Source organism: Paenibacillus sp. URB8-2 (genome assembly GCF_013393385.1).
In the GTDB taxonomy this organism is placed as follows: domain Bacteria; phylum Bacillota; class Bacilli; order Paenibacillales; family Paenibacillaceae; genus Paenibacillus_AQ.
Genome location: NZ_AP023239.1, coordinates 2,122,841 through 2,148,360 on the forward strand (window position 1 = coordinate 2,122,841; position 25,520 = coordinate 2,148,360).

Below are 25,520 nucleotides of genomic sequence, written 5' to 3' on the forward strand. Positions count from 1 at the left end.
TCCTCCTTACAAACCGGCCAGGTATCGGCAGTATTGGATCATCTGCTTGACGGACGGTCTGATTTTGGTGTCGTTCAGCGGAGTGTTGTCGTTCTTGGACGGTTTCGAATTCACTTCCAATAGCCACGTTCGGCCGGATTGATCCATTCCGAGGTCGATGCCCAGTTCGCCGAAATGGGCTGGAATATTGGCCTCTACGCCTTTGGCTATGGCAAGCGCCGCCCGGGGCAGTTGGAGATTCGCGCTTTCCTTGGCGCCGGGTGGAATGGAGCTTTTGCCGACCGCTTCGCGAACGGTGCTGAGACTGCCGCCCCGCGCCAGATTCGAGACGAAATGGTTGTTCCCCGCGGTGCGGGCGACAATGGAGGTGACCCCCCATATCCCTTTGCCGTTCTTTTGCACAAGCGCGCGGAAATCGACAGGCCTTCGTCCGATCTCCATCAGCGGCAGACCTTGCTGAATCTGGTAGCGGGTGGTCTTCATCTTTGGCGCGATCGTCTGAAACAATTTGGCGAGGGTTGGGTAACTCTGCTTGCGGGTGCCCAGCGGTGTCGTGGACTGCAGCCGGTAGCCGCCTTCTTCTCGGGAAATCCGCAGAATGCCTTTGCCGAGACTGCCCCGGACAGGCTTCAGAAACACAACCGGATAATGGCCGCACATTCTCTTGAGAATCGCAAATCCGCTGAGCGGGTGGGACTCCGGCAAGTAACGCTGGAGGGCGGGGTCCCGTCGCAGCGCGTCGAACACCTCGGTCTTGTCAAGGAATTTTTCATTGAAAAAATGAGTGCCGTACCTTGATTTTACTTCGGCCAAAAAATGCTGTACGCTAGGTTTATTCTCCGCCTTGCGCGTCGTGAGCCTGTTATTGATGACATCGGCAATGGGCAGCTTCGATTTTTTCCAGCCCTCGTCATACACCCAGCCAGAAATGGTGGAGCTGGTGGTCTCCAGTGCTTCCGGCGTAAAGAAATAGACAAAGGCACCTTGTGTATGGCAGGCATTCGTCAATTCACGGCAGAACAGGGTGATCGGACCGAACAGCCTTTCAGGACGCTCGGGATGCTCCCGGCTGACGAGTACTCCGATCAGCGGTCCGAGCCGGAGCGTCCGGCTTCCGGGAATGTAGGAGGCGTTCAGAACATTCCGCGCCTTCCATCCGGTCTTTCTCGCCAGCCCCTCGCTGACGCGCAGGTTCTCGGATCTGGGGACCGGAATGACGGTGACCTCCTGACGGAAAGAACCGAAGGCAAGCAGGATTGGTCCGTGCGCCGGGATTTTGAGTTTTTTGATGAGCCGGTCGCCAAGCATGACGGCGTTCTCCTGCAGGATGCCCGAGTGCACCGTATGGACCGGGATCTTTAGCTTTGACATCGTGGATCTCCTTCCGGTAGCAGCGTGATGCCGGCTGTTTGACAGCTGAGGTCTACATATCATTCATCATATGGAGTCATACGCCCCTTGGTGATTGACCCATCTCCCGAAAGGCCCCTTATTCACAAGGAAGGCACTGGGCTAACAAAACTAAGTGAACGCTTCCGAAGCAAGTTTTGCCGACGATTACTCAATGAGGCTATGCTAACAAAACTAAGTGAACGCTTCCGAAGCAAGTTTCGCGAAGAATCCCTAGCAGCTTATGCTAACAAAACTTTTAGGAGGAACTTAACATGAACATCTACGACAAGGCGCATGAATTGGCCCGCGCAATCAAGGAAAGCAGCGAGGTGGCGGATATTTCCGCCGCGCTTAAGCTGGTGGAGGCTGATCCGAGCAGCAAGGAGATGCTGGACAATTTTCGCAGCAGCCAGCAGGAGCTTCAGGAACGGATGATGTCGGGGGAAATGCCGGCACAGGAAGAGATGGAGAAGATGGAGAAGCTGTTTGAAGTGCTGAATATGAACCTCAGCATCCGCCGCCTGTTCGAAGCGGAACGGCGCCTAAGCGTCATTATTGAAGACGTGAACAAGATTATTACCGGCAGCTTGGAACATCTGTACGGAACGGACGTTTAAAGGCACTCAGGCATTCATTTTTCCAAAATTAATACCAAAGAGGGTGCTTGCAGCCGGTAGACTCGGCGGCAAGCACCCTCTTTTATTCAAATATTAGAATGAATAAGCTGTGCGCTTATCATTTTGTCTTATATTTCTACGAGAAACGTACTTGCGTCTTATAAAGACGCCGTCAGCCGTTTCTTCTTGCTGCGATAGTTTTTTACCCAGCGGTCTCCTGCTTGCCTTCGATAATGCATAGCAGAATGCCGGCGGCCATGCCGAGCCTCCGGTCCAGCCGCCCCCGGGCATCATCCGAAAAATCGGCCAGAATTTTGGTGACGAACGGATTAAAGTTCCGGTGGAACCGCCCGCATTCCCTTTCATCCGCTTCAAGAAGATAAGTCTGCGGAATAAAAGGAATCAGCCGCCTGAGCAGCGCCAGGAAGGTGTTCTCCTCCTTGATCACCCCGATTTCCGAGTCGCCTGGGCCGAGAATAATCCACTCGTCCTTCAGGATCGATTTGAGTCCTCTGCGGCGCAAAGCACCGACAAGCTCGCCCGTCTCCGAATCCGTGACATCGTAAGTGGCGGACAGGTCGATCATATGGCGGGCTTTGATGCGGAGCAGCTCTGTGCTCATGCTCTCGTCGGTATAGATCGAAATATCCTCCTTCAGCTTGAACGCCTTGAGCTGCGAATAGAGGACAAGCCTTTCCGCGCTGTCATAGATATGGACCTTCGCTCCCAGGATGGACAGCACTTTTTTGCGGATCGTATATTCACTATGGTTGAATGCTTCATTCATTTCTTTAATCGCCTCCACTGAAAATCGTAGTGCCATCTTCTCATATCCGTCTTCTCATTTCCATAACTTTACACATAGGACCTCCGGCACGCAAACGAACAACTGGCCTGCCCTTGTCCGCTCTTCCCGGCATTTTGTACATCTTGTCTCATAATTTGGACGGCCTGCTCATAGAGTAGAGTATAGATTCGTTAGTGAAGGAGCTGTCTGAAGAGATGAGAAAAAGAAACAAGTTCAAGCATGTGGTTTACCTGGCGCTGGCGCTGGCTATGCTCCTGTATGCGCTGCCGAAATTGTCGCCTGACGGCCCAACTCCGGTGTTCGTGTTCGGAGCGGTGTGGGTGGCCTTTGCGCTGCTCGTAATTGCCGCTCACCTGCATTTTATTATCGGGGTGGACGAGGAGAAGAAGAAACGGCTGGAAGTGGTGCGGAAGGCGAAGCTGGAAATGTGGCAGGGAAAATGGAACGAAGAAGGACGGGCTACCCAAAGATTATAGCCCTTTTGGCATACGGTCTGTCCGGCATTGATCCGGGCAGGCCGTTTTTGTTGATTCGGGGTGCCTATGCCATCAAAGACCAAGTAATCATTTGACGATCGTACCCGATTGCGACTACAATACAGATACAGTGTAGTACAGTTTTGGGTTCGGAGGTGTAACAGTTGGACAATCAAGGCGATGCAGTCACAAAGCACGAACAGCTGCTGCAGCATATTGAAAACTTAAAGGTGGGCGTTAAAATATCGGTCCGGAAGCTGGCGAAGGAAATGGCTGTCAGCGATGGAACGGCTTACCGGGCGGTCAAGGAAGCGGAGAACTTGGGGATTGTTATTACCAAGGAGCGTATTGGAACTGTCCGGGTGGAAAAGAAGCCCAGGGGTATCTCAGAGCAGCTTACGTTCGGCGATGTGGTTGACATTGTTGAGGGACATGTGCTTGGAGGGGCGAACGGACTGGACAAGCCTTTGCATAAATATATAATCGGCGCCATGAAGATCGATGCCATGATCCGCTATATCGATGCGGACAGCCTGCTGATCGTCGGCAACCGCGACGACGTGCATTCGCTGGCGCTGGAGCAGGGCGCGGGCGTGCTTGTGACCGGTGGCTTCGGGACCAGCCGCGAGGTCAAGGAGCTGGCGGACAAGCTTGATCTTCCGGTCATCTCATCGCGCCACGATACCTTCACCGTAGCCTACATGATCAACCGCGCGATTTTTGACCGGTTAATCAAGAAAAAGATTATGCTTGTCGAGGATATTGTCGACCGTAAACCGCGGATCAATACGCTGAAAATATCCAGCACGATCGGTGAGCTGCTCCGTTTGTCCAAGGAGAGCGGAGAGCAGCGCTTTCCCGTTACCGATGAATGGAACCGCGTTATCGGCATCGTCGGCCGCCGCGATGTTGAGGATCTGCCGGAGGACCAAACGATCGAGAAGATGATGATCCGCGGTCCGGTCACGGCCGGTCTGCAGACGTCGCTTGCCTCGGCGGCCCAGATCATGATGTGGGAAGGCATCGACTTCCTGCCCATTATCGACCGCAACCGCAAGCTGGTAGGATCGCTTACCCGCAAGGAGGTTCTGCAGAGCTTAAGGGACGTGCGCAATCAGCCGCAGCTTGGGGAGACCTTCGACCATCTTATCTGGAACGGGTTTGCCGAGGAGCGGGACGAGGAGGGCAAGCTGTTTTTTCACGGCTTTATTACCCCGCAGATGGCGACGGATCTGGGCACCATCTCCGAAGGGGTTATTTCGACGCTGATGATGCATGCCGCTTTCAAGGCGGCCAAGGATATAACGGGAAACGATCATGTGCTGGACAATATGTCCACCTATTTTGTACGGCCGGTCCAGATCGAGGACTCCGTTATCGTTACGCCGAGGCTGCTGGAAAGCAGCCGACGGACCTGCAAGCTGGAAATCGAGATCAGCCATCACGACAGCCTGGTCGCCAAATCCGTATTGATGCTGCAATCGATCGATCACAGATAAGGCCAGACTTAGAGATTGCTCCGCCGGGACTCCGCTGGGCCGGAAAGGTGAATAGGACTTCGTCATTTTAAAGGGCTTCGTCCTTTATGACGAAGTCCTTTTTATTTCTTCAACCCTCTAAAGGATTAGGGTGACGGTATCTCCTTGGAGGATGCCCTTGGGCCAAAAGTTGACATTTCTTGCATCTTTATTGCAAACGGAAAACCGATTATTTAGAATTGGAACAAAGTAAGAGCGGTTTTCAGAAAATTTCCCATCAGCTTTTCCTTCTACACGTAGAAAAGCCTGTTCGTTGCCGGTTTCGGCTATCCGTTAAAGCAAGATATGGAACGGCCCACATTTACCAGCGGGAAGGGATGAAGAAATGAAAAGAATCATGATTCACGCGTACACCAAATTCAATCTGGGCGACGATCTCTTCGTCAAGCTGCTATGCGAGAGGTATCCGGAAACCCACTTTGTTCTCCCCGCCCGGAGCGAGTACAAGCAGTGCTTCGCATCCCTGTCCAACCTTACACTATATCCGATCGAATCGATTTGGGCTCGTGGAATCCGAAAGCTTCTCAAGAAATTTAATGGCACCGAGTTTCAGAATATCCTGCTGAAGAGACTGGCCCGGCGCTGCGACGGCGTCGTCCAGATCGGGGGTTCGGTATTTATGCAGGGGGCTAGATGGAAGGAGGATTACGCTTGGAAGCTGGACGTTTTCGACAGCAGAAAACCGTTCTTTGTCCTCGGCGCCAACTTTGGACCGTACAAGGACGAAGCGTTTTACGTCAAGCATAGAGAGCTGTTCTCCACGTACACCGATATCTGTTTTCGGGACCGGTACTCCTACGACCTGTTCAAGGATCTGGGCAACGTGAGGCTGGCGCCGGACATTATTTTCCAGCACGCCAAGCCGGATAACCTGAGGAACGGGAAATATGTAGTCATTTCCGTCATCAAGCCCTCGGACCGCGAAAGCCTTAAAGACCTCGATGCGATGTATTACAACAAAATAAAAGAGATCGCCGTCGCTTTCGTCGAAGAAGGGTACGGGGTGAAGCTGATGTCTTTCTGTGAGTATGAAGGGGACGAGGAAGCGGTCAAAGCCATCCATTCTTTAATTCCTCAGGTGTACGCCGACCGTGTGGAACCCTATTTTTACCGGACCAACCTGGAGGAAGCCGTCGGACTTTTGGCCTCTTCCGGCATGATCGTCGCAACGCGGTTCCACGCCATGATTCTCGGCTGGGTGTTCGGCAAGCCCGTGTTTCCCATCGCCTACAGCGAGAAGACGACCAACGTCATGAACGACGCCGGTTTTACGGGTGCCTATGCCGATCTCAAAACGATGGAGTCCTTGGAACCGGAAGCGGTTGTCCGGAGCTTGGACACAAACCGGCTGAACGTCTCCGTTCTGGCTAGACAGGCCGAGCGGCATTTCGAAAAGCTGGACAATTATTTGGGGAAAAACAAAAATGCCAAAGAAGCTTCGGCAGCCATAAATCCCGGCGTCTTTGCAAGGAGGGGCCATGAAAGCTAAACGGAGCATTCTTAACCTCGTCTTCGGTTTGGGCAGCCAGCTGATTACGATCGTTCTCAGCATTTTCATTCCCCGGCTGATCATGGTCCATTACGGGTCGGAGGCAAACGGGCTTGTGTCTTCCGTTGTCCAAATCATCGCATACCTGGCTCTGCTGGAAGCGGGCGTTGGCGCGGCTTCGCTGCAGGCGTTGTACAAGCCGATCTCTAAAAATGACCGTGAAGGCATTAACTCCATCCTTTCGGCTACCGCCATGTATTACAAAAAAACGGGCTTTTACTATCTGCTCTCAGTTATCGCCATTGCGGTGGTTTACCCGTTCGCGGTCAAATCGGAGCTTGGCATGTGGCAGGTTATGGGCATTGTTCTGTTCAACGGCCTGGGCGGGGCCATCAATTACTACTATCAGGGCAAATTCAGGGTGTACCTGCTCGCCGAAGGAAAAAGCTATGTCGATACCTCGGTCGTCACCGTCGGCAATATTATCAACAACCTGGTGCGGATCGTCCTGCTGATGCAGAGCGTGGATATCGTGCTTGTGCAGGCTTCCTATTTTGCCGTGACGATGCTTCAGATGGTCGCTTTCCATATCTACAAGAAACGGCATTATAAATGGCTGGATTTCAACAAAGAGCCGGATCTTGCGGCCATCAACCAGAAAAATTTCGTGCTGGTCCACGAGCTGTCCTATATGATTTTTCGGAACACGGACGTGCTGGTGCTGACCTTTTTCACCAATCTGAAAATCGTCAGCGTCTACGTGATGTACAACATGATCTTTACCATTATCGACAACATCGTTAATACGGTAAATACAAGTGTCAGATTCGCTTTGGGGCAGAGCTATCATGAAGGACGAAGCCGATTCATCAAGCTATACGACGCTTACGAGCTGTACTTCATGGCTTTTGTCTTCTCGCTGCTGACCATTGCCTATATTCTGATCCTGCCGTTCATCACGCTGTACACATCCGGCGTCAATGACGTCAATTATGTGCTGTACTGGATTCCGATCCTGTTCGTGGCCCAAAAGCTGCTGATCAACGCGCGTTCTTCCGCCAACAATGTCATCAATATCGCCGGCCATTTCAAAAACACGCTGAGCCGTTCGCTGCTGGAATCGGGCATCAATCTCGGCGCTTCACTGATTCTGGTGAACTTTATGGGCATCTACGGCGTGCTTCTTGGCACGGTGGCCGCGCTGGTGTACCGTTCCACGGATATCATCTTTTATGCCAACCGGAAATTGATGAATCGCAGTCCATGGATCACGTTCCGGAGATGGCTCACGAATATTGCCGTATTAGCGGGTATTGTGTATCTGAACAACCTGGTAAACTATTCATTCGATTCCTACCTTTCAATTATTTTGGGGGCATTCGTCCTTGGTATCATCATTTTGCCGCTCTATATTGCCGTGGCTTCGCTGCTTGAACGCGAGGTATTTATGTACAGTCTCGGACTGTTCAGGGGCCTGGGCGTAAAGATGAGGGCCAAGTTCGTTCCCGGCAAGGTCAAGGTCAGCGGTTGACATCGAAAAATAGAGTATCGCTGCATTAAAGATCGCGACTGGAGGAATGGGAATGGTTCAACAAGAGGATATGCGGCAAGTCTGCCGCAGGTTTATGGACAGCGTGAGCCGGGAAATCGGCGGTGGTCCGGCAACGGAAGAAGAGGTGTTCGGAAAATGCCGGACGCTCGCGGAGCGGGAGCAGCCGGAGTCGCGGGAAGCGCTGACGGCGCTGTCGCGGATTATCGCCCGCCAGGCTGCGGGCAAGGATGCCGCGGAGGTTCTCCGCTTCTACCTGGACAGCCAGTTCGGGTTAAGCGATTCGGAAGAGGCCGGCCTGCTGGAGGAAAAGCTCGGGGCGCTGCATAGCAGCGCCGGGTCTGCTTCGGCGGAGGGTGCCGTGGTCGGCGCCGAATCCGGCGGCGTGCCCAAAATCAGCGTCATTATTACTACGTATAACCGCAAACCGTTCCTGCGCCAGGCAGTGGAAAGCATCCTGGCCCAGAATTATCCGAATAAAGAAATTGTCGTAATCGACGACGCCTCAACGGATGGCACTGAGGTTATGATGGAGGAGTGCTTCGGAGACGAGCCGCGCGTCATTTACATGCGGAATGAGACCAACAAGGGACCTGGCGCGAACCGGCTTGCGGCTTTTACCGCTCACGGAGATGGGGAATACATTCTTTTCCTCGATGACGACGATTATTTGATCGACAGCGGATATTTCAGCAGGGCTGCGGCTTTTCATCAGAGCCGTCCCGGTCTTTCCTTCGTGGCCGCCAACGTCTTTCTTGAATATTCCGCGTCGCAGCGGCTGCAGCTTCAGGAGATCGGGCTTTCCGAGGTGACCGACCGGCGCGCCTATTTTCTGAATTTCGAGCGTCCCGGCTACGGGAAGCCGGCTTCCACGCTGACTACCCTGTTCAGGCGGGAAGCTCTGATCGACATGGATATTCTTCATATGAATATGGTGAACGACGCGTCCATCTATCTGCGTTCCCTGCTGGTCGGCGACGCCGGGTTCATCGATGCGGTGGCCGGCGTATACCGGATTCACGGGAATAACATTACCTTTAATCTTTCCCGGGATTTTCTGGTGCGGAATCTGGAAGAGAAGCGCAGCATCCGCAACCTGGCCGTCGAGCGGTACAACTACAAGAAGAAGGAAATGACCGGCTGGTTCAACAACACCGCTTACGATACGATCGTCTATTATCTTCGGAACTCGGCCAAATCGAAGGAAGATTACACATACATGTATCAATGGACGCGCAGCAACTGCCCGGATATATACGGGAAGGTGAAGCAGGAATTCAGGGTGCGGTTGATCAAAAAGCAGATTCTCCAGGTTCCCTTGATCCGAAAGCTGATTGGACGCTGACCGGCAGGAGAACAACAAACAGCCTTCTTGTCCCGAAAGGGAAGAAGGCTGTTTGAGCCGGTTATAAATCCCGTACGCCGCTTGCGGATTGCTTACTTCTGAGGCCGGGACTTCCCCAGACGGCTGTAATAGCCGTAGCTGCGCAGCCCGGAGAACACGTTGAAGGCGCCCAGTACGAGAAATACCGCTTCCACCACGATGCTGATCGTGGAGCCCCGGAACAGAAACATCGACATTAGAGCCAGCAGAACGAGCATCGATCCGAGCAAAATATTCATGACCGCCCGTTTCAGCCCCCGCTCGCCGGGAGTTGCGGCGCGGCGGAAGGAGGCGCTGTAAAAGGCGGCGCCGAGGACGGAGAGCGTCAGCAGGAGAAACAGGAGATATTTGATAAACAGGATCATGGGCGCACCCCTTTAGGCTTCGTCTGCCGCCTCAAAGCTCTTGCCCGGCCGACGGCGAACTAAAGCGTTTTCTTCCCGTATTGTAGCATGTTTTTTCGGGTCTGCCCACGGAATCATGCCTTTTTACCCGCGATTGTTCGGCGTGATCTCCACCCATATTTGCAGGACGCCCTCCATGACAAGCATCGTTCGAATGCGGACCGCATATTCCATGTCGCGCACAATGTATACCTTGCCGCTCAGCAGAAGACGGGCCATCTTGCTGTCCTCGTCGATGTCGAAGACGCTGCGGCCGCGCATCGGCGCGAGGTCGCCGCTCATTTTGAGGATAATCTCCTTTACGGTTGCCGGATCCAGCCCGTTTGTGGTTTCCCTTGATCCGCCGCTTTCGGACCGGATTTTGATTTCCTTGATGACCGTCGAGCTGTTTTTGTATTTTTTCAGGGTCAGAATATCCTTTTCATACTGCTCCACCTGCACGCGCAGGCCCTGATTATCCAGCCAGAGCGCGCTGAAGCCCATATGGAAAATCGCGTTGTACACCGCGCTGCCGACGATCATCCCCAGCACAAAAATGGCCGACACCTTGGAGAACCGGCGAAACTGCTGAAAGGGCGGAACCCTCATGGCGTTACCCCCTGCTGCATACCCATTTGACGAGCTCGCTGCCCATATGCGCCCCCAGAAAAGCAAAGACCAGATATAGTATCTGCTTGATGGCCGGGGACAGATTGCCGCCCAGCATATTGCTTTCAATGACCCGCATCGGGTCGATCGTCCCGCCTACGGCGGCGGCCAGCGCCCAGATTTTGATCCGGCCTGCGACATCCAGCATCGTCTGTGTCGGCTGCTGGAGCGACAGGACGGCTCCGATGCCCCCGAGCATGGCGCCCCCCAGCACGATGCCGAAGGCAATAAAGAAATCGAGGACGGCTTTGCCTAAAAAAACGTTCATAAAGTCCCCCTTGTCCGGACGCGGCTTCTGTCAAGCGCTTTGCCTGTCCTTGTGCTCTCCCTTCATTCTATGGGCCAATCCCCCTGCAATATGATAAAATAAGCGGTATACCGAAAAACCGGAAGGAAGTGGGATCATGAGCCCTTTCGTGCATCTGCATGTGCACAGCGAATACAGTTTATTGGACGGGGCGGCGCGCATTGCCGATCTGGTGCGCCGGGCCGGCGAACACGGCATGAAGTCGCTGGCGCTGACCGATCACGGAGTGATGTACGGGGCGATCCCTTTTTATAAAGCGTGCAAGGAAAGGGGCATCAAGCCGATCATCGGCTGCGAGACGTACCTGACGGCGGGGTCGCGCCGCGAGCGGGGCAGTCGCAAGGACCAACCGATCTACCACCTTATCCTGCTCGCCAAGAACGAAGAAGGCTACCGCAATCTGATGAGGCTCGTCTCCATTGGCCATCTGGAAGGTCATCACTATAAGCCGAGAATCGACTTGGAAGCCCTTGCCGCGCACGCGGAGGGCCTTATTTGTTTAAGCGCCTGCCTCGGGGGAGAGGTGCCCCAGCATTTGCTCCACGGACGGGACGGGGAGGCGAAGAAGGCGGCGCTGCGGTACAAGGAGATTTTTGGCGGCGACTTCTACCTGGAGCTTCAGGATCACGGAATGTCCGAGCAAAAAAGAGTGAATCCAAAGCTGATCGCTCTGGCCGAAGAGACCGGCATCCCCCTGGTTGCCACCAACGATGTGCATTATCTGTCCCGAGAAGATTCCGAGGTTCAGGATGTGCTGATCTGCATCGGCACGGGCAAAACGGTCGATGACGAGGAGCGGCTCAAAATTGGAACGGACCAGCTTTATTTAAAAAGCGGCGAGGAAATGGCCGCGCTGTTTCCGCATGTTCCCCAGGCGATCATCAACACGGCCGACATCGCCGAGCAATGCAATCTGGAACTGGAATTTGGCAAGCACATCTTACCCGCCTACTCTCCGCTGCCTGAAGGACTGGATTCTGCTGCCTATTTGCGCCGGCTGTGCGAAGCCGGCCTGGAGGAGCGCTATAAAGACACTCCCCGCTGGGAATCGGAGGAGGGCCGGAAGCTTGCCGAAGAGCGGCTGTCCTATGAGCTGGGCGTCATCGAGACGATGGGCTTTTCCGATTATTTTCTGATCGTCTGGGATTTTATCGCTTTCTGCCACAAGCAGGGCATCGCGACAGGACCGGGGAGGGGCTCGTCCGCCGGAAGCCTCACCGCCTACTGCCTGCGCATTACCGATGTCGATCCGCTGAAGTACAATCTGCTGTTTGAACGCTTCCTGAACCCGGAGCGGATTACGATGCCCGATATCGACATCGATTTCAGCGACGAGCGGCGGGACGAGGTCATATCGTATGTCGCCGGCAAGTACGGCGAAGAGCATGTCGCGCAGATCATTACGTTCGGCACCCTGGCGGCACGGGCGGCGGTCCGCGATGTGGGAAGGGCGCTGAACCTTCCCTACGGCGAAGTGGACAAGGCAGCGAAGCTGATCCCGGGGACGCTCGGCATCAGCATCTCGCGGGCGCTGGAGAGCAGCCCGGATCTTAAAGCGCTGTACCAGGACAGCCCGAAGACCCGGGATTTGCTCGACATGGCGATGAAGGTGGAGGGCATGCCGAGGCATGCCTCGACGCATGCCGCCGGGGTCGTCATTTCCCGGGGGCCGCTCACGGACGCGGTACCGCTGCAGGAGGGAAATGAAGGCACCGCTTTAACCCAGTATTCGATGGAGCATTTGGAGAGCGTCGGACTGCTGAAGATGGACTTTCTGGGTCTGCGGACGCTGTCGATCATCGAGCGGTGCATGAACTGGATCGGACAAATGACCGGGAGCCAGCCGGATTTCCGGAAGATACCCGACAGCGACGAATCGACGTACGCGATGCTGGGCCACGGCGAGACGACGGGCGTATTCCAGCTGGAGTCCGCAGGAATGCGCCGAGTGCTCAAGGAACTGAAGCCTACCGTATTTGAGGATATTATCTCGGTCCTGGCGCTGTACCGCCCGGGTCCGATGGAATTCATACCGAAATATATTCAGGGCAAGCACGGGCTTGCCGAAGTGGAATACCCCCATTCCGATCTCATTCCGATTCTGTCCGATACCTATGGCATCATCGTCTATCAGGAACAGATCATGCAGATCGCATCGGCGATGGCAGGCTTCTCGCTTGGCGAAGCGGATCTGCTGCGCAGAGCCGTATCCAAGAAGAAGCGCGAGACGCTGGACCGGGAGCGCGGCCATTTCGTAAAAGGTAGCCTGAAGCAGGGCTATGTGGAAGCCGACGCCAACGCGGTCTACGACATGATCGTGCGCTTTGCCGATTACGGCTTCCCGCGCGCCCATGCCGCGGCTTACGGCGTGCTGGCCTTCCAGACGGCATACCTCAAGGCGCATTTCCCTGTGCCGTTCATGGCCTCCATGCTGACGGCAGTGATGGGCGTCCACCGCAAGGTGGCGGAGTATGTGCTGGAATGCCGGCGCATGGAGATCGGCGTGCTGCCTCCGGATGTGAACGAGAGCGGCGTTCTGTTCACTCCGGTGGACGGATTAAGCGGCGCGGGCGGACATATCCGTTTCGGGCTGGCGGCGATCAAGAACGTCGGCACGCTGGCCGTCGAGAGCATACTGGAAGCTCGTAAGGAGCGGCCCTTCGACAGCCTGCTCGATTTCTGCCGCCGCGTCGATCTGCGGGTCTGCAACAAGCGCGTCGTGGAATCGCTGATCCAGGCAGGGGCCTTTGACAGCCTGCCGGGACACCGGGCGCAGCTGCTGGCCATGCTGGACGAGACGACGGACGCGGCGGCCAAATGGCGCAAGGAACGCGAGGAGCTGCAAATCCAGCTCTTTGACGACCTCGTCGAAATGCCGAACTGGGATATCCGGTATCCCGATATTCCGAAATTTACGGCGGGCCAGCAGCTGGAGCTGGAGCGCGAGCTGCTCGGCCTGTATTTATCGGGCCATCCGCTGGACGACTACGCGGAGCTGCTGGAAGAATCCGGCGTGCAGCGCCTGATGGATCTTGGCGAGGCGCCCGATGAAAGCGCGGCGGTTACGGCAGGGATGGTCGTATCCGTCAAGGAAATTATGACAAAATCCGGCAAAGCGATGGCCTTTGTCGAATGGGAGGACCAGATTGAGCGCTGCGAGGTTGTGCTGTTCCCCGAGGTGTGGAAGCGAAGCCGCGCGCTTGTCGCCAAGGGCGCGCTGCTTGCCCTGCGTGCCAAGGTGCAGCAGCAGGACGAAGGCTTCAAGCTGCTGGCCGACGAGGTCGCGCAGCTGTCGCCGGACACGCTGCGCGGCCTGCTGCAGCGCCGCGCGGCCGCGGCTGCGCGCCCGCAGCGCCGGACCGCGCCGGCAGGCTCCGGCGCGCCGAGAGCGGCCGCTGCGCCTGCTGCGGCCGCAAGACCTGCCGCCGGCGGCAGCGGCCCCACCGGGCCGCCGGGCGGCCTGCAGGCTGCCGCGCGGGCTCCGCGGCAGGCAACGGCTGCACAGCCGGCGAATGGCTCCGCCGGCCAGCGCGCCTACATCAAAATCACGGCCGCCTCGGAGGACGGCGGCCTGCTGCCGCAGCTGAAGGAGCTGCTGCAGAGCCATCCCGGGGCCGTCCCGACGCTGCTGTTCTACGAGCGGGAGCAGAAGCTCATCGCGCTCAGCGACAGTTTTCGGGTCAAACCGTCACCGGAACTGTTCGGGCTTGTCGAAACGCTGCTGGGTCCTGGAACAATAAGAATAAAATAAGAACGTTTCGCCGCCTTTTCGCATACATTAGGGAACCACTGGCTTCACTTGCGGAAAGGGGAAGATTTATGTCCTATCAACTGGCGGTGAATTTATTGGAACGCAGAGGCGTTTCCGTCGATTCGATCGCCGAGATTGTATACACGCTGCAATCGGCTTATTATCCGGATTTAAGCGGGGAGGAGTGCATCGCGAGCGTCAAGGCCGTTTTAGGCAAAAGAGAGGTGCAATACACGCTGATGACGGGCATCGCCCTGGATGAGCTGGCGGAGAAGAAGCTGCTGCCGCAGCCGTTTCAGGCCATCATGGAGGCTGATGAATCGCTTTATGGGGCGGACGAGACTTTGGCTTTGGGGATTACCGGCGTTTATGGAATGATCGGTCTGACCGGCTTCGGCTATCTGGACAAAATCAAGCTGGGCGTCATCGGTGAACTGAACGACAGGAAGGACGCAATTAACGTCTTTCTCGACGACCTGGTCGCCGGCATAGCCGCCGCGGCTTCGGCCAGAATTGCGCACCGCCACGATGGAGCGAGGGTGTATCCCCTAGCGTAAATCCGGCCTGGAACCATGAATCCGGCGCGGTCTCTCCCGCGTTGCCTCCCTCCCTCTTTTGTTGCAGGGAAAAAGAAAACTGTGTTATCATGGTCCCATAATACGGGATACGGCTTAGGAATCGAGATGGGGAGGCCTCGTCAGGACATGTGGACGGTCATTTATATTGCGCCTACCGCCAAAGTGGCGGATATGATTAAGAGCAAGTTGACGGAAGAGGGATTTCTGGTAAAATGCCGTCCCGTCAATATGTCCAAGCAGCAGTTTGAGATTCTGGTTCCTTCCGGCGAACTGGATGAAGTGCAGGAAGTGCTTAACCTGATTCTGCATCCCTAGAACGACATCATTGAAAGCAAACATGACAGCGAGAATGCTGCATAATGCAAATAAACGGCTGAAGAGGTGCGGATCTTGTTTAAAGATTTGTTTCAGAAAAAAAGGAAATACGCGACAGTTCCTTCCCAGCGTCTGGAGCAGACCAAGGAACCGGCGGAAGGGGAGCGGCCCAAACGGGAGATTCCCGAAGGTCTCATGAGCAAGTGTCCGAAATGCGGTTCGATCCAGTACAGCAAGGAACTGGAGAAGAATCTCAAGGTCTGTTCGGAATGCGGCCATCATCTGCGTCTGAACGCTCCGGAGAGGATCGCCGTCACACTGGACCCGGGAAGCTTTATCGAGTTCGACGCCGGAATGAAGTCGGTGGACCCGCTCGGATTTCCGGGCTACAGCACGAAGCTGGAGCAGCAACAATTGAAGTCGGGGCAGCTTGACGCCGTCATTACGGGGCAGGGGAGCATCGGCGGCCATCCGATGATTGCGGCGGTCATGAATTTTGAATTTTTCACGGGCAGCATGGGCTCGGTGGTGGGGGAGAAAATCACCCGCGCCATCGAGGAGGCAACCGAAAGAAAGCTGCCGCTGATCATTTTTTCGACTTCCGGCGGAGCCCGGATGCAGGAAAGCATCCTGAGTTTGATGCAAATGGCGAAGACCAGCGCGGCGCTGGCCCGTTTCGGCGAGTCCGGCGGATTGTACATATCCCTGATAACGGACCCGACGACGGGCGGTGTGTCCGCAAGCTTCGCGACGCTGGGCGATATTAATATCGCCGAGCCCGGAGCCGTATTCGGCTTTGCCGGACGCATCGTCATCGAGCAGACGATCCGGCAGAAGCTGCCGGATGATTTCCAGACGGCGGAGTTCAATTTGCAGCACGGCCAGCTCGACCTGGTGGTGCACCGCAAGGAAATGCGCTCCACACTAAGCAAAATTCTGGAGCTGCATAACGTGAAAGGGGGATTTTAGAATGGCGGGGGACTTGCCTTTTGAAAAACCTCTCGTTGAAATGCGCAAAAAAATTGCGGAACTGAAGCAATTCGGGGTGGAAAAGGATATTGACTTCAGCGACGAAATCGCCCGGCTTGAGGAGCGTTACCGGCTGCTGGAGGAGGAAATCTATTCCAATATTTCCCCATCGCAGAAAATGCATCTGGCGCGCCACCATGGCCGGCCGACCTCGCTCGACCTGATCGGGCTCATCTTCACCGATTTTATCGAACTGCACGGCGACCGGCTGTTCGGCGACGATCTTGCGGTCGTCGGCGGCATCGGCAAGCTGGAGGGAATACCGGTCACCGTGATCGGCCATCAGCGGGGCAAAGATACCAAAGACAACATCGCCAGATTTTTTGGCAGTCCGCATCCCGAAGGCTTCCGCAAGGCGCTTCGGCTTATGCAGCAGGCGGACAAGTTCCGCCGTCCGATCATTACGTTTATCGATACGAAGGGCGCCTATCCGGGCAACACCGCGGAGGAAAGGGGCCAATCGGAGGCGATTGCCCGCAATCTCCGTGAAATGTCCGGACTTGGCGTGCCCGTCGTCTGCGTCGTCATCGGTGAAGGCGGAAGCGGCGGGGCGCTGGCAATGGCCGTGGGGAACCGCGTGCTGATGCTGGAGCACGCCATTTACTCCGTCATTTCACCGAACGGCGCCGCTTCGATCCTGTGGAAGGACGCCTCGAAGGCCGATCAGGCGGCGGAAGCGATGAAGATCACTGCGGACGATTTGCTGGCCATGGAAGTTATCGAGGAAGTAATCCCCGAGCCCAAAGGCGGCGCGCACCGGGATTACGAGAGCGCGGCTTCGGCCATCAAGGACGCCATCGTCCGGCATCTGCATGATCTGGCCGGTCTGGACGCCGATGAGCTTAAGGAAGACCGTTACCGAAAGTTCCGGAAGATCGGGGAGTTCGCGGAATCGCAGGCAGCGGAAGAAGTTTTTTCCGAAGAACCCGCGCTCAGTCCGGAGTAGGCGGAAATGTCCCGTTTTGACATGATAAGACTCTAAATAACTGGCAATCCGTAACCCCGAACCGGCTTCGGGGTTATTTTTATGGAACTCCGGTTATGCTGATTTATATGAAAAAAGCCGTGAAAACATTGATTTTGTAATCCAGTTGAAGTAATATTCATAAGGGCGCAGTTCATACTGCATATGACATAGTTCCTATCCAAATGGACAACTTTGTAGTAGATTTTGTAGTTGGAAAAAGAGTAGACAGAGAAACGAAAAAACGGAGGAAAACTAATGCGGAAAAGTAAAATTGTATGTACGATTGGTCCTGCAAGTGAATCGTTGGAGAACCTCAAGAAATTGATTCTGGCCGGAATGAATGTGGCACGCCTGAACTTCTCCCACGGTGACTTTGAAGAGCATGGAGCACGGATTAAGAACATCCGTGTGGCATCGAAGGAACTGAACAAGACCGTTGCCATCCTGCTCGATACGAAAGGACCTGAGATTCGTACCGGCAAGCTGGAAGTAGAACCGATTGAACTGGTGCAGGACGAGTACCTGACCCTGACTACGGAAGAGATTCTTGGCGACAAAAATCGCATTTCCGTCACTTACTCTGACCTTCCGAAAGACGTTCAAGTAGGCTCCACCATTCTGATTGACGACGGCCTCATCGGACTTACAGTTGTCGACATTCAAGGCACAGAAATCAAGACTCGCATTGTCAACGGCGGCACGATCAAGAGCAAGAAGGGCGTTAACGTCCCTGGAGTTGCCATTTCCCTGCCGGGCATTACCGAAAAGGACACCAACGACATCATTTTCGGGATCGAACAGGACATCGATTTTATCGCCGCTTCCTTCGTCCGCAAAGCCAGCGACGTTCTGGAAATTCGCGATTTGCTCGAGAAACATGGTGCAAGCCATATCCAAATCATCTCCAAAATTGAAAACCAGCAAGGTGTCGACAACCTTGATGAAATTCTGGCGGTATCCGACGGCCTGATGGTTGCCCGCGGCGACCTTGGCGTGGAAATTCCGGCTGAAGATGTGCCGTTGGCGCAAAAACTGATGATTCAAAAATGCAACATTGCAGGCAAGCCGGTTATCACAGCTACTCAAATGCTGGATTCCATGCAGCGCAACCCGCGTCCTACCCGCGCCGAAGCGAGTGACGTGGCCAACGCGATTTTTGACGGAACCGACGCGATCATGCTGTCCGGCGAAACGGCTGCAGGGAAATATCCGGTTGAATCGGTACTGACGATGTCCCGCATTGCAGAAAAAGCGGAATCCGCACTGAATTACCGTGAGATCTTCCTGAAACAGCAAATTGCCCAAGAAACGACAGTAACGGAAGCAATCAGCCAATCCGTGTCCATTTCGGCGCTGGATCTGAATGCCAAAGCGATCATTTCCTCCACGGTCAGCGGTCATACCGCACGCGTGGTTTCGAAGTATCGTCCGAAGTCTCCAATTATCGCAGTAACGACCCAAGAAAGAACGATGCGTCAACTGGCGCTTGTATGGGGCATAACTCCGGTACACGGCTCCCCGGCTTCTTCCACGGATGAGCTTCTGGAAACGGCTGTTAAGAGCGGCAAAGATTCTGGTCTTGTAAAAGCCGGCGATCTCGTTGTAATTACGGCTGGTATTCCGCTTGGACATTCCGGTTCTACGAACCTGGTAAAAGTGGAACAAATCGCAGACTAATTTGCGATAACGGTTTTTTAAGATCACGCTATAAGGTTTGAAATAAAAGCAATGGCATTTTCGCCATTGCTTTTTGCGTGGAAATAATACAGGTGCTGGATTTGTGATCGGCCTCTTTTTTTTTGTAAGATATATAATATGCGGCGGAGGCGGCAGGGAATTGGCATATCGTTAATGGATGGAGAGGACATAAGAACAACATGGAAAAATTGCTGAAGCTGCGTGTCTTTTATTTGTTTTTGGGCCTTGGCGGGGGCTTGTTTACGCCTTATCTCACTTTGCTGCTCGTTGACAACGGTTTGAACAGCGGGCAGGTGGGGGCGCTGATGGCAACAGGAACGCTTGTCGCCATCCTTTTTCAGCCGGTATGGGGCATTGTTTCCGACCGGTATCACCAGACCCGTCTGGTGCTTATCCTGAGCGTCGCCGTTCCGGCGGGGCTCGCCGTTTTTTACCGGTCGGAGTATTTTATCGTCCTGTTTGCGGTCTATATGGTATCCACCGTTTTTTCCTCCACTCAGGCTCCCATAGCCGATTCCTACGCGATCGCCGCGGCGAAAAGAGCGGGCTCCACCTATGGCAGCATCCGGCTGATGCTCAGCTTTGGCGCGGCTGCCGGAGGCTACATCGGCGGGGTGTATGTGTCTTCCTTTTCCGTTTCGACTATTTGGGTGCCCTTCCTATTATTCAACCTGCTTGCTGTACTCGTCGCGGTTACACTGCCGAAGGAAGCGGAAGGGAATGCTATCATGGCCCAGTCTTTCGCTCAAGGGATGAGACAACTGCTTGGGAACCGCATTTTCCTCGCTTTTTTGGGAGGTAGCTTTCTCGTAAACCAGACGATGACGGCGTTTGGCACTTACTTTGTGCTGGCGTTCCAGTCGGTGGGAGGCTCGACACAGTATGCCGGAATCGCGCTGATGCTCGCTTCCATCACCAATGTGCCCTCCATGCTGGTGGCTTCGCGGGTTATTGGCAAAATCGGGAGAGAGAGGACGCTGCTGCTGGCCGCTCTGATTTATGTGTTTCGCTGGGCGATCCAGGTCATCTTTCCGTATCCTGCGGCCATGATCAGCGTTCAGGCGCTGCACGGGTTGTCCTTCGGGTTCTTTTTGGTCGCGGCGGTGGAATACGTCTCTCAGACGACTTCGTCGGATATGCAGGCAACCGGACAAAGTGTGTTTAACATGGTGTTTTCCGGCCTTTCCGGCATTGTCGGAAATTTGCTTAACGGTATTCTGCTAAGCCAGGGGGGCGTACAGCTCATGAACGTCTCCTGTATGCTCAGTTCCGCCGCCGGAGCGGTGCTGCTGATTTATGTGGCCAGAAGCTCCCGCAGGCAGCTGTCTGCGGCGGCTGAAGGCTTAAGTGCTCAAACGGAAATATAAGACTGCATAGGCCATGCTTATTTAAGGGGGGATCACGCATGGAAACTCAAGATTTTCTGTCAGGACACTGGCATGCCGCATCGTTTCGGGTCCGCTATCAGGAGAGCGACCAGATGGGCGTGGTATACCATTCCAATTATTTGATCTGGTTTGAAATCGGACGGACCGAAATGCTGCGCGGACTCGGCTTCACTTATCTTGACCTGGAGAACAGCGGGCTGCTGCTTCCCGTTCTTTCGGCGGAGCTGAAGTTCAAACGATCCGCGAAGTACGACGATACCGTTGCCGTCTATACCCGCATGACGTCGTTTACTCCGCTTCGGTTGGTTTTTGAATACGAGGTGCGCCGTGTGGCAGGGCCGGGGGCAGCCGGAAGCGGCTTAAACGGACCAGAATCGGACTCCTTCCCCCAAGGCTTCAAATCCTCTGCAGACGGTGAATTGCTGGTATCCGGCTTCACCGGACATGCCTGGGTAAACCGGGAGTTTAAACCCGTGCGGCTGGACAGGGCGCTGCCTGAAATTTACGGCGGAATATTGAACGCTCTGAAGGAAGATAGGGGGACGATATGATTAAAAGAAATGGGCTGTGGGCCGCGTTATTTATTATTCCTGCCATAGAACTGTTCGGCTTTATTCTGGTGTCGTCCTGGTTCGGAGTGTCCAAGACGCTGCTGCTGCTGATCTCGACTTCGCTTATTGGCTTTTTGATGATGCGGTTCGAGGGCGGAAAGGTGCTGCAGGACAGCAGGCGGCAGATGCAGGAAGGCCGGATTCCCGGCCGGACGATGCTGGACGGATTATGCATTTTTTTTGGAGGACTGATGCTGATTATTCCGGGCTTTATCACGGACATTATCGGCTTCACCCTTGTTTTTCCCTTAACCCGGCCGCTGTACCGGGGAGTTCTGCTGAAGTGGATCGAGAAAAAGATGAAGAACGGCACGTTTACCTATTACAAGAGGTAATTGTCCGGTTATCAAGCCTCTGGCTAAAAAGAGCGACAGCCGTGTGATTATCACGCGGCCGTCGCTCTTTTTACCGTTGTCTCCGCCCGTTATCTTAATGCAGCCTGCCGCTGAGGATATAAGACTGCAGGCTGCGGAAGACGCCCGCCCGCCAAAAGGCGCTGAACACGACGAGAGCGACCGGGCCGAGAATGAGGCCGGCCGCGCCGAGCAGCTTCAGGCCGGCGAACATGCCGATCAGCATGGCGAGAGGGTCGAGGCCGATGCTGCTGGCCAGCACCTTTGGCTCCAGCACCTGGCGGGTTATGAGAATGACCGCATACAGCACGGACAGGCCGATGCCGAGGGACATATCACCCGTCATGTAGGAATACAGCGCCCAGGGAATCATCACAATGCCGACGCCGAGATAGGGCAGCAGATCGACAAGGCCGATCATCAAACCTAGAACGAACGCCGACTTGACCCCCAGAACAAGCAGGCCGAGGATGACGATAGCCCCCGTAATCGAGATCAGGACAAGCTGCGCAAGCAGATAACCGAAGAGCGCCCTCCGCAAATCGCTCCAGATCTCCGCCGCGGCACTGCGGATTCCGCCCGGCAGCCAATCCGACAGCATACGCCCCCGCTTCTCCCATCCGGTAGCAAGAAAAAAGGCGGCAAGAACGACGACAATCAGCACCGTACCGAGCGAAGGCAGAGAAGCGATCATTTTCAGAATCAGGTTGAAGACGCCGGTAACGAGTTGGGTTACGGCCAGCCCGATCGTTTCTGTCGTTTTGCTGATATGGCTGTCGATTGTGGAATGATAATCCGGATTGCTGTTGTAAAATTGATTGATTTGGTTAATTATATATTGAAGCCTGTCATTGCGGCTCCAGGACAAGAGCAATTCATGCCACTGGGCTGAGTGAAGGTTGAAGGCTTGGGCAAGAACGGCAAGTTCTTTGACCAGCCGGGTAACGAGAGCGGTAAGCACAAGGCCGGCGGAGCCGATATAAAGCACAAGCGAGAGAATTACCGCAAGCCATGACGGCAGCCGAAATCCCTTCAGAAGCTCTACGACCGGACGTATGCTGTAAGCGAGCAGCCAAGCGAGGCACAATGGGTAAAGCAGCGGAACCAGTACATAGAGACAGAACAGAACAAGAAAGACAGCCAGAACGACCCACAGGCCCCGCAGCACTCTTTTTAACATCAGCCGGTCCATGCCGATTCTCCTTTCTACACAAGTTTCCAGCAGAATATACTTTTTTTATTTAGGCATTATGCAAAAGGGGCGTCTCGGCGGAGAGCTCGTCTGATGTTGCAATGCTCGTCTAATCCTGCATTGCTCGTCTAATCCTGCACTAATGTATATTCCTCTAACAGAGAAAACATCCCATTTTTCATCCCCCTAAACGGAAAACGTAATGATGAAACGCCCGGCAAAGAAGTATTTTTCTATATCTCCGATAAAATCATTTGATGCGCTGTAAAGCTTTCACTTAGTTCACGTAACCGACAATTTCCGGTATGATAAATAGAGGTTCACCTTTGCGTTCCTAAAATCTTCACCGGATACAGTAATCGGTGGGATGCATAATTATTCATTTTTTGAATACTTCAAATTGTAAATGTTTTCACGGAACCCACTTCTAAAAACCCTGTTGGCAAAAGGAGAGATTATATATGACAGTTATCAAAGGACTGGAAGGCATCGTTGCGACCACTTCCTCGATCAGTTCGATTGTGGACGGCGTGCTCACCTATCGCGGCTATGATATCGACGATCTTGCGGAACATGCCAGCTTCGAAGAGACTGCCTTTTTGCTCTGGTTCGGCAATTTGCCGACCACGGCTGAACTGGAGAAGCTCAAGCGCGATCTGAGCGATTTCGCCGCGATTCCGGAGCCGCTGATCGCGCAGATGAAGCTGTATCCGAAGGATGCCAATACAATGGCGGCCCTGAGATCCGCCGTATCGGGTCTGGCGCTGTACGACGAGGCTGCCGACGATATGAGCCGCAGCGCCAACGAGATCAAAGCGGTGAAGCTGCAGGCGCAGATTCCGACGATTGTGGCGGCACTGGCGCGCATCCGCCAAGGGCTTGAGCCGATCGCTCCAAAGCCGGGCTTCTCCATCGCCGAGAACTTTTTATACATGCTCCGGGGCGAGCAACCCGATATGGTTTCGGTCAAGGCGCTGGACACGGGGCTCGTGCTGCATGCCGACCATGAGCTTAACGCTTCGACCTTTGCCGGAAGGGTAACGGTTGCAACCCTGTCCGACATTTACTCCGGCGTCACCTCGGCGATTGGCGCGCTTAAAGGCCCGCTGCATGGCGGGGCGAATGAAGCCGTGATGAGAATGCTGGAGGAAATCGGCAGCTTCGAGAATGTTGAGCCTTATATCCGCGGCAAGCTGGCGCGCAGGGAGAAGATTATGGGCTTCGGGCACCGCGTGTACAAGAACGGCGATCCGCGCGCGAAGCATCTGATGAAAATGTCGCGCGAGCTTGGCGCGATGAAGGGCGATACGAAGCTGTACGACATGTCCGTGAAGATCGAAGAACTGATCACCGGACAGAAAGGACTCAAGCCGAATGTCGATTTTTACTCCGCCTCCGTGTATACTCAATTAGGCATAGACCGCGAGCTGTTTACGCCGATCTTCGCCATCAGCCGGGTATCGGGATGGACCGCTCACATTCTTGAGCAGTATGAAGACAACCGCATTATCCGTCCGCGCGCGGAATACACGGGTCTTGTGGAGCAAAAATACGTTCCGGTTACCGAAAGATAAGCAGTCTTTTTGGCGCGCCTGTATGCGGGAAGAAGGGCGTCGTCAGCAAAAGATTAACCACTGAAAGGCGTACGCTTCTTAAAGCCGGTTCGCAGCAGCAGACTGGCGGAAGCGTATGCCGCACACCAACTTTTAAGGAGGAATTACACACTAATGCTGAAACTCGAAAAGTATGATCTGCCGACAGAGGGCGAACAAATTACAATTGACAACGGAAAGCTGCAGGTCCCGGATCATCCGATTATCCCTTTTATCGAAGGTGACGGAACAGGACGCGACATTTGGAAAGCCTCCAAACGGGTGTTGGACGCGGCGGTAGACAAGGCTTACGGCGGTTCCAAGCGCATTGCCTGGTACGAGGTGTTTGCCGGAGAGAAAGCATTCAATACATATGGGGAGTGGCTTCCGAACGATACGCTCGAAGCGATCCGCGAATACATCGTGGCGATCAAAGGACCGCTCACGACTCCGATCGGCGGAGGCATCCGTTCACTTAACGTAGCGCTGCGTCAGGAGCTGGATCTGTACGTATGTTTGCGTCCGGTGCGGTATTTTGACGGCGTGCCTTCCCCGGTAAAGCGGCCGGAGCTGGTCGATATGGTCATTTTCCGGGAGAACACGGAAGATATTTACGCCGGCATTGAATATCAAGAGGGCTCGGAGCAGGTCAAGAAAGTGATTGAGTTCCTGCAAAAAGAGATGGGAGTAAGCAAAATCCGCTTCCCGGAAACGTCGGGCATCGGCATCAAGCCGGTATCGTCCGAAGGCTCGAAGCGTCTTGTTCGCGCTGCTGTGGAATACGCAGTAAAGCATGGCCGCAAGAGCGTTACGCTTGTGCATAAAGGCAACATCATGAAATTCACCGAGGGCGCGTTCAAGAACTGGGGATATGAAGTCGCTGAGCAGGAATTCGGCGATAAAGTGTTCACCTGGAGCCAGTACGACGCCATCAAGGAGGCCGAAGGCGCCGATGCGGCAAACGCGGCCCAGAAGAAGGCTGAGCAGGAAGGCAAGATCATTATAAAGGACGCCATTGCTGACATCGCGCTGCAGCAGGTGCTGACGCGTCCGACAGACTTTGACGTTATTGCCACGCTGAACCTGAACGGCGACTATCTGTCCGACGCCCTGGCTGCGCAAATCGGCGGCATCGGCATCGCTCCGGGAGCGAACATCAACTACGTGACCGGACATGCCATTTTTGAAGCGACGCATGGTACGGCGCCGAAATACGCGGACAAGGATGTTGTGAATCCGGGTTCCGTCGTTCTGTCCGGGGTAATGATGCTCGAGCATTTGGGCTGGCAAGAAGCCGCCGATCTGATCTATAAGGGCATGAGTACCGCAATCAACAACAAAACCGTTACTTACGATTTCGCTCGTCTGATGGAAGGAGCAACCGAACTGAAGTGTTCTGAGTTCGCTGATGAAGTGATCAAACACATGTAGGGA

At 54.6% G+C, this 25,520-nt stretch carries 23 protein-coding genes; 17 read left to right on the forward strand and 6 right to left on the reverse strand.

Annotation, left to right across the window (positions count from 1 at the left end; genetic code table 11):
* Window positions 1-6: 6 nt before the first annotated feature.
* A complete protein-coding gene (locus tag PUR_RS09635; RefSeq protein WP_179035055.1) occupies window positions 7-1,371 on the reverse strand; it encodes a YheC/YheD family endospore coat-associated protein in 1,365 nt (454 codons plus the stop codon).
* A gap of 293 nt (window positions 1,372-1,664) precedes the next feature.
* Between PUR_RS09635 and PUR_RS09640 the strand changes: the two genes are divergently transcribed.
* Window positions 1,665-2,009, forward strand: coding sequence for a YlbF/YmcA family competence regulator (locus tag PUR_RS09640; RefSeq protein WP_124694648.1), 345 nt, complete (start codon window positions 1,665-1,667; stop codon window positions 2,007-2,009).
* A gap of 202 nt (window positions 2,010-2,211) precedes the next feature.
* Here PUR_RS09640 and PUR_RS09645 read toward each other — a convergent pair whose 3' ends face one another.
* Window positions 2,212-2,832, reverse strand: a complete 621-nt coding sequence (locus PUR_RS09645; protein WP_232101792.1) for an LURP-one-related family protein — start codon at window positions 2,830-2,832, stop codon at window positions 2,212-2,214.
* Between the two features lie 179 nt (window positions 2,833-3,011).
* Here PUR_RS09645 and PUR_RS09650 point away from each other — a divergent pair, with 179 nt between their 5' ends.
* From PUR_RS09650 to PUR_RS09670, 5 genes are all read left to right on the forward strand, one after another.
* A complete protein-coding gene (locus PUR_RS09650) occupies window positions 3,012-3,293 on the forward strand; it encodes a hypothetical protein (protein WP_179035056.1) in 282 nt (93 codons plus the stop codon).
* A 164-nt stretch (window positions 3,294-3,457) separates the two neighbouring features.
* Window positions 3,458-4,792: a DRTGG domain-containing protein gene (locus PUR_RS09655; protein ID WP_179035057.1), complete on the forward strand. Its 1,335-nt coding sequence runs from the start codon at window positions 3,458-3,460 to the stop codon at window positions 4,790-4,792.
* 364 nt (window positions 4,793-5,156) lie between these two features.
* Window positions 5,157-6,320: a polysaccharide pyruvyl transferase family protein gene (locus tag PUR_RS09660; protein WP_179035058.1), complete on the forward strand. Its 1,164-nt coding sequence runs from the start codon at window positions 5,157-5,159 to the stop codon at window positions 6,318-6,320.
* Window positions 6,310-7,851, forward strand: a complete 1,542-nt coding sequence (locus PUR_RS09665; RefSeq protein ID WP_179035059.1) for a lipopolysaccharide biosynthesis protein — start codon at window positions 6,310-6,312, stop codon at window positions 7,849-7,851. The genes PUR_RS09660 and PUR_RS09665 overlap by 11 nt, the downstream gene beginning before the upstream one ends.
* A gap of 52 nt (window positions 7,852-7,903) precedes the next feature.
* Window positions 7,904-9,214 (forward strand): glycosyltransferase family 2 protein, encoded by a 1,311-nt coding sequence (locus PUR_RS09670; protein ID WP_179035060.1) that lies wholly within the window; start codon window positions 7,904-7,906, stop codon window positions 9,212-9,214.
* A gap of 92 nt (window positions 9,215-9,306) precedes the next feature.
* Here the strand turns inward: PUR_RS09670 and PUR_RS09675 are convergent, their stop codons facing one another.
* From PUR_RS09675 to PUR_RS09685, 3 genes are all read right to left on the reverse strand, one after another.
* Window positions 9,307-9,618 (reverse strand): YtpI family protein, encoded by a 312-nt coding sequence (locus PUR_RS09675; protein WP_179035061.1) that lies wholly within the window; start codon window positions 9,616-9,618, stop codon window positions 9,307-9,309.
* Between the two features lie 123 nt (window positions 9,619-9,741).
* Window positions 9,742-10,245, reverse strand: a complete 504-nt coding sequence (locus tag PUR_RS09680) for a sporulation membrane protein YtrI (RefSeq protein WP_179035062.1) — start codon at window positions 10,243-10,245, stop codon at window positions 9,742-9,744.
* Between the two features lie 4 nt (window positions 10,246-10,249).
* Window positions 10,250-10,573 carry a YtrH family sporulation protein gene (locus tag PUR_RS09685; protein WP_124694640.1) on the reverse strand — a complete coding sequence of 108 codons (324 nt, stop codon included), beginning with the start codon at window positions 10,571-10,573 and terminating at the stop codon, window positions 10,250-10,252.
* Between the two features lie 136 nt (window positions 10,574-10,709).
* On the opposite strand from PUR_RS09685, the gene PUR_RS09690 reads away from it, so the two are divergent.
* From PUR_RS09690 to PUR_RS09730, 9 genes are all read left to right on the forward strand, one after another.
* On the forward strand, window positions 10,710-14,363 hold the full coding sequence (locus tag PUR_RS09690) for a DNA polymerase III subunit alpha (RefSeq protein ID WP_179035063.1): 3,654 nt from the start codon (window positions 10,710-10,712) through the stop codon (window positions 14,361-14,363).
* Between the two features lie 68 nt (window positions 14,364-14,431).
* The gene (locus PUR_RS09695) at window positions 14,432-14,920 is read left to right on the forward strand and encodes a phosphatidylglycerophosphatase A family protein (RefSeq protein WP_179035064.1); all 489 of its coding nucleotides are present in this window, start codon (window positions 14,432-14,434) and stop codon (window positions 14,918-14,920) included.
* A gap of 147 nt (window positions 14,921-15,067) precedes the next feature.
* The gene (locus PUR_RS09700; protein ID WP_025693333.1) at window positions 15,068-15,256 is read left to right on the forward strand and encodes a hypothetical protein; all 189 of its coding nucleotides are present in this window, start codon (window positions 15,068-15,070) and stop codon (window positions 15,254-15,256) included.
* A 75-nt stretch (window positions 15,257-15,331) separates the two neighbouring features.
* Window positions 15,332-16,225, forward strand: coding sequence for an acetyl-CoA carboxylase, carboxyltransferase subunit beta (gene accD / locus PUR_RS09705; protein ID WP_179035065.1), 894 nt, complete (start codon window positions 15,332-15,334; stop codon window positions 16,223-16,225).
* 1 nt (window position 16,226) lies between these two features.
* On the forward strand, window positions 16,227-17,231 hold the full coding sequence (locus PUR_RS09710; RefSeq protein WP_179035066.1) for an acetyl-CoA carboxylase carboxyltransferase subunit alpha: 1,005 nt from the start codon (window positions 16,227-16,229) through the stop codon (window positions 17,229-17,231).
* A 276-nt stretch (window positions 17,232-17,507) separates the two neighbouring features.
* Window positions 17,508-18,929 (forward strand): pyruvate kinase, encoded by a 1,422-nt coding sequence (gene pyk / locus PUR_RS09715; protein ID WP_179035067.1) that lies wholly within the window; start codon window positions 17,508-17,510, stop codon window positions 18,927-18,929.
* A gap of 200 nt (window positions 18,930-19,129) precedes the next feature.
* Window positions 19,130-20,317: an MFS transporter gene (locus tag PUR_RS09720; RefSeq protein WP_179035068.1), complete on the forward strand. Its 1,188-nt coding sequence runs from the start codon at window positions 19,130-19,132 to the stop codon at window positions 20,315-20,317.
* A 38-nt stretch (window positions 20,318-20,355) separates the two neighbouring features.
* Window positions 20,356-20,889: an acyl-CoA thioesterase gene (locus PUR_RS09725; protein ID WP_179035069.1), complete on the forward strand. Its 534-nt coding sequence runs from the start codon at window positions 20,356-20,358 to the stop codon at window positions 20,887-20,889.
* Window positions 20,886-21,284, forward strand: coding sequence for an FxsA family protein (locus tag PUR_RS09730; protein WP_179035070.1), 399 nt, complete (start codon window positions 20,886-20,888; stop codon window positions 21,282-21,284). The genes PUR_RS09725 and PUR_RS09730 overlap by 4 nt, the downstream gene beginning before the upstream one ends.
* A 94-nt stretch (window positions 21,285-21,378) precedes the next feature.
* Here the strand turns inward: PUR_RS09730 and ytvI are convergent, their stop codons facing one another.
* Entirely contained in the window at window positions 21,379-22,494 is a 1,116-nt protein-coding gene (ytvI, locus tag PUR_RS09735; RefSeq protein WP_179035071.1) for a sporulation integral membrane protein YtvI, read from the reverse strand.
* A gap of 461 nt (window positions 22,495-22,955) precedes the next feature.
* Here ytvI and citZ point away from each other — a divergent pair, with 461 nt between their 5' ends.
* Window positions 22,956-24,068, forward strand: a complete 1,113-nt coding sequence (gene citZ / locus PUR_RS09740) for a citrate synthase (RefSeq protein WP_179035072.1) — start codon at window positions 22,956-22,958, stop codon at window positions 24,066-24,068.
* A 153-nt stretch (window positions 24,069-24,221) separates the two neighbouring features.
* Window positions 24,222-25,517 (forward strand): NADP-dependent isocitrate dehydrogenase, encoded by a 1,296-nt coding sequence (icd, locus tag PUR_RS09745; protein WP_179035073.1) that lies wholly within the window; start codon window positions 24,222-24,224, stop codon window positions 25,515-25,517.
* The last annotated feature ends 3 nt before the right edge of the window (window positions 25,518-25,520 follow it).

Bases quoted from the DNA above. Each gene is read 5' to 3' on its own strand.
- PUR_RS09670 (WP_179035060.1), top strand. From the start codon at position 7,904: ATGGTTCAACAAGAGGATATGCGGCAAGTCTGCCGCAGGTTTATGGAC.
- PUR_RS09700 (WP_025693333.1), top strand. From the start codon at position 15,068: ATGTGGACGGTCATTTATATTGCGCCTACCGCCAAAGTGGCGGATATG.
- ytvI (WP_179035071.1), bottom strand. From the start codon at position 22,494: ATGGACCGGCTGATGTTAAAAAGAGTGCTGCGGGGCCTGTGGGTCGTT.
- PUR_RS09665 (WP_179035059.1), top strand. From the start codon at position 6,310: ATGAAAGCTAAACGGAGCATTCTTAACCTCGTCTTCGGTTTGGGCAGC.
- PUR_RS09675 (WP_179035061.1), bottom strand. From the start codon at position 9,618: ATGATCCTGTTTATCAAATATCTCCTGTTTCTCCTGCTGACGCTCTCC.
- PUR_RS09645 (WP_232101792.1), bottom strand. From the start codon at position 2,832: ATGGCACTACGATTTTCAGTGGAGGCGATTAAAGAAATGAATGAAGCA.
- PUR_RS09695 (WP_179035064.1), top strand. From the start codon at position 14,432: ATGTCCTATCAACTGGCGGTGAATTTATTGGAACGCAGAGGCGTTTCC.
- PUR_RS09720 (WP_179035068.1), top strand. From the start codon at position 19,130: ATGGAAAAATTGCTGAAGCTGCGTGTCTTTTATTTGTTTTTGGGCCTT.
- icd (WP_179035073.1), top strand. From the start codon at position 24,222: ATGCTGAAACTCGAAAAGTATGATCTGCCGACAGAGGGCGAACAAATT.
- PUR_RS09730 (WP_179035070.1), top strand. From the start codon at position 20,886: ATGATTAAAAGAAATGGGCTGTGGGCCGCGTTATTTATTATTCCTGCC.
- PUR_RS09710 (WP_179035066.1), top strand. From the start codon at position 16,227: ATGGCGGGGGACTTGCCTTTTGAAAAACCTCTCGTTGAAATGCGCAAA.
- PUR_RS09650 (WP_179035056.1), top strand. From the start codon at position 3,012: ATGAGAAAAAGAAACAAGTTCAAGCATGTGGTTTACCTGGCGCTGGCG.
- PUR_RS09635 (WP_179035055.1), bottom strand. From the start codon at position 1,371: ATGTCAAAGCTAAAGATCCCGGTCCATACGGTGCACTCGGGCATCCTG.
- PUR_RS09680 (WP_179035062.1), bottom strand. From the start codon at position 10,245: ATGAGGGTTCCGCCCTTTCAGCAGTTTCGCCGGTTCTCCAAGGTGTCG.
- pyk (WP_179035067.1), top strand. From the start codon at position 17,508: ATGCGGAAAAGTAAAATTGTATGTACGATTGGTCCTGCAAGTGAATCG.
- PUR_RS09660 (WP_179035058.1), top strand. From the start codon at position 5,157: ATGAAAAGAATCATGATTCACGCGTACACCAAATTCAATCTGGGCGAC.
- PUR_RS09690 (WP_179035063.1), top strand. From the start codon at position 10,710: ATGAGCCCTTTCGTGCATCTGCATGTGCACAGCGAATACAGTTTATTG.
- citZ (WP_179035072.1), top strand. From the start codon at position 22,956: ATGACAGTTATCAAAGGACTGGAAGGCATCGTTGCGACCACTTCCTCG.
- PUR_RS09640 (WP_124694648.1), top strand. From the start codon at position 1,665: ATGAACATCTACGACAAGGCGCATGAATTGGCCCGCGCAATCAAGGAA.
- PUR_RS09685 (WP_124694640.1), bottom strand. From the start codon at position 10,573: ATGAACGTTTTTTTAGGCAAAGCCGTCCTCGATTTCTTTATTGCCTTC.
- PUR_RS09725 (WP_179035069.1), top strand. From the start codon at position 20,356: ATGGAAACTCAAGATTTTCTGTCAGGACACTGGCATGCCGCATCGTTT.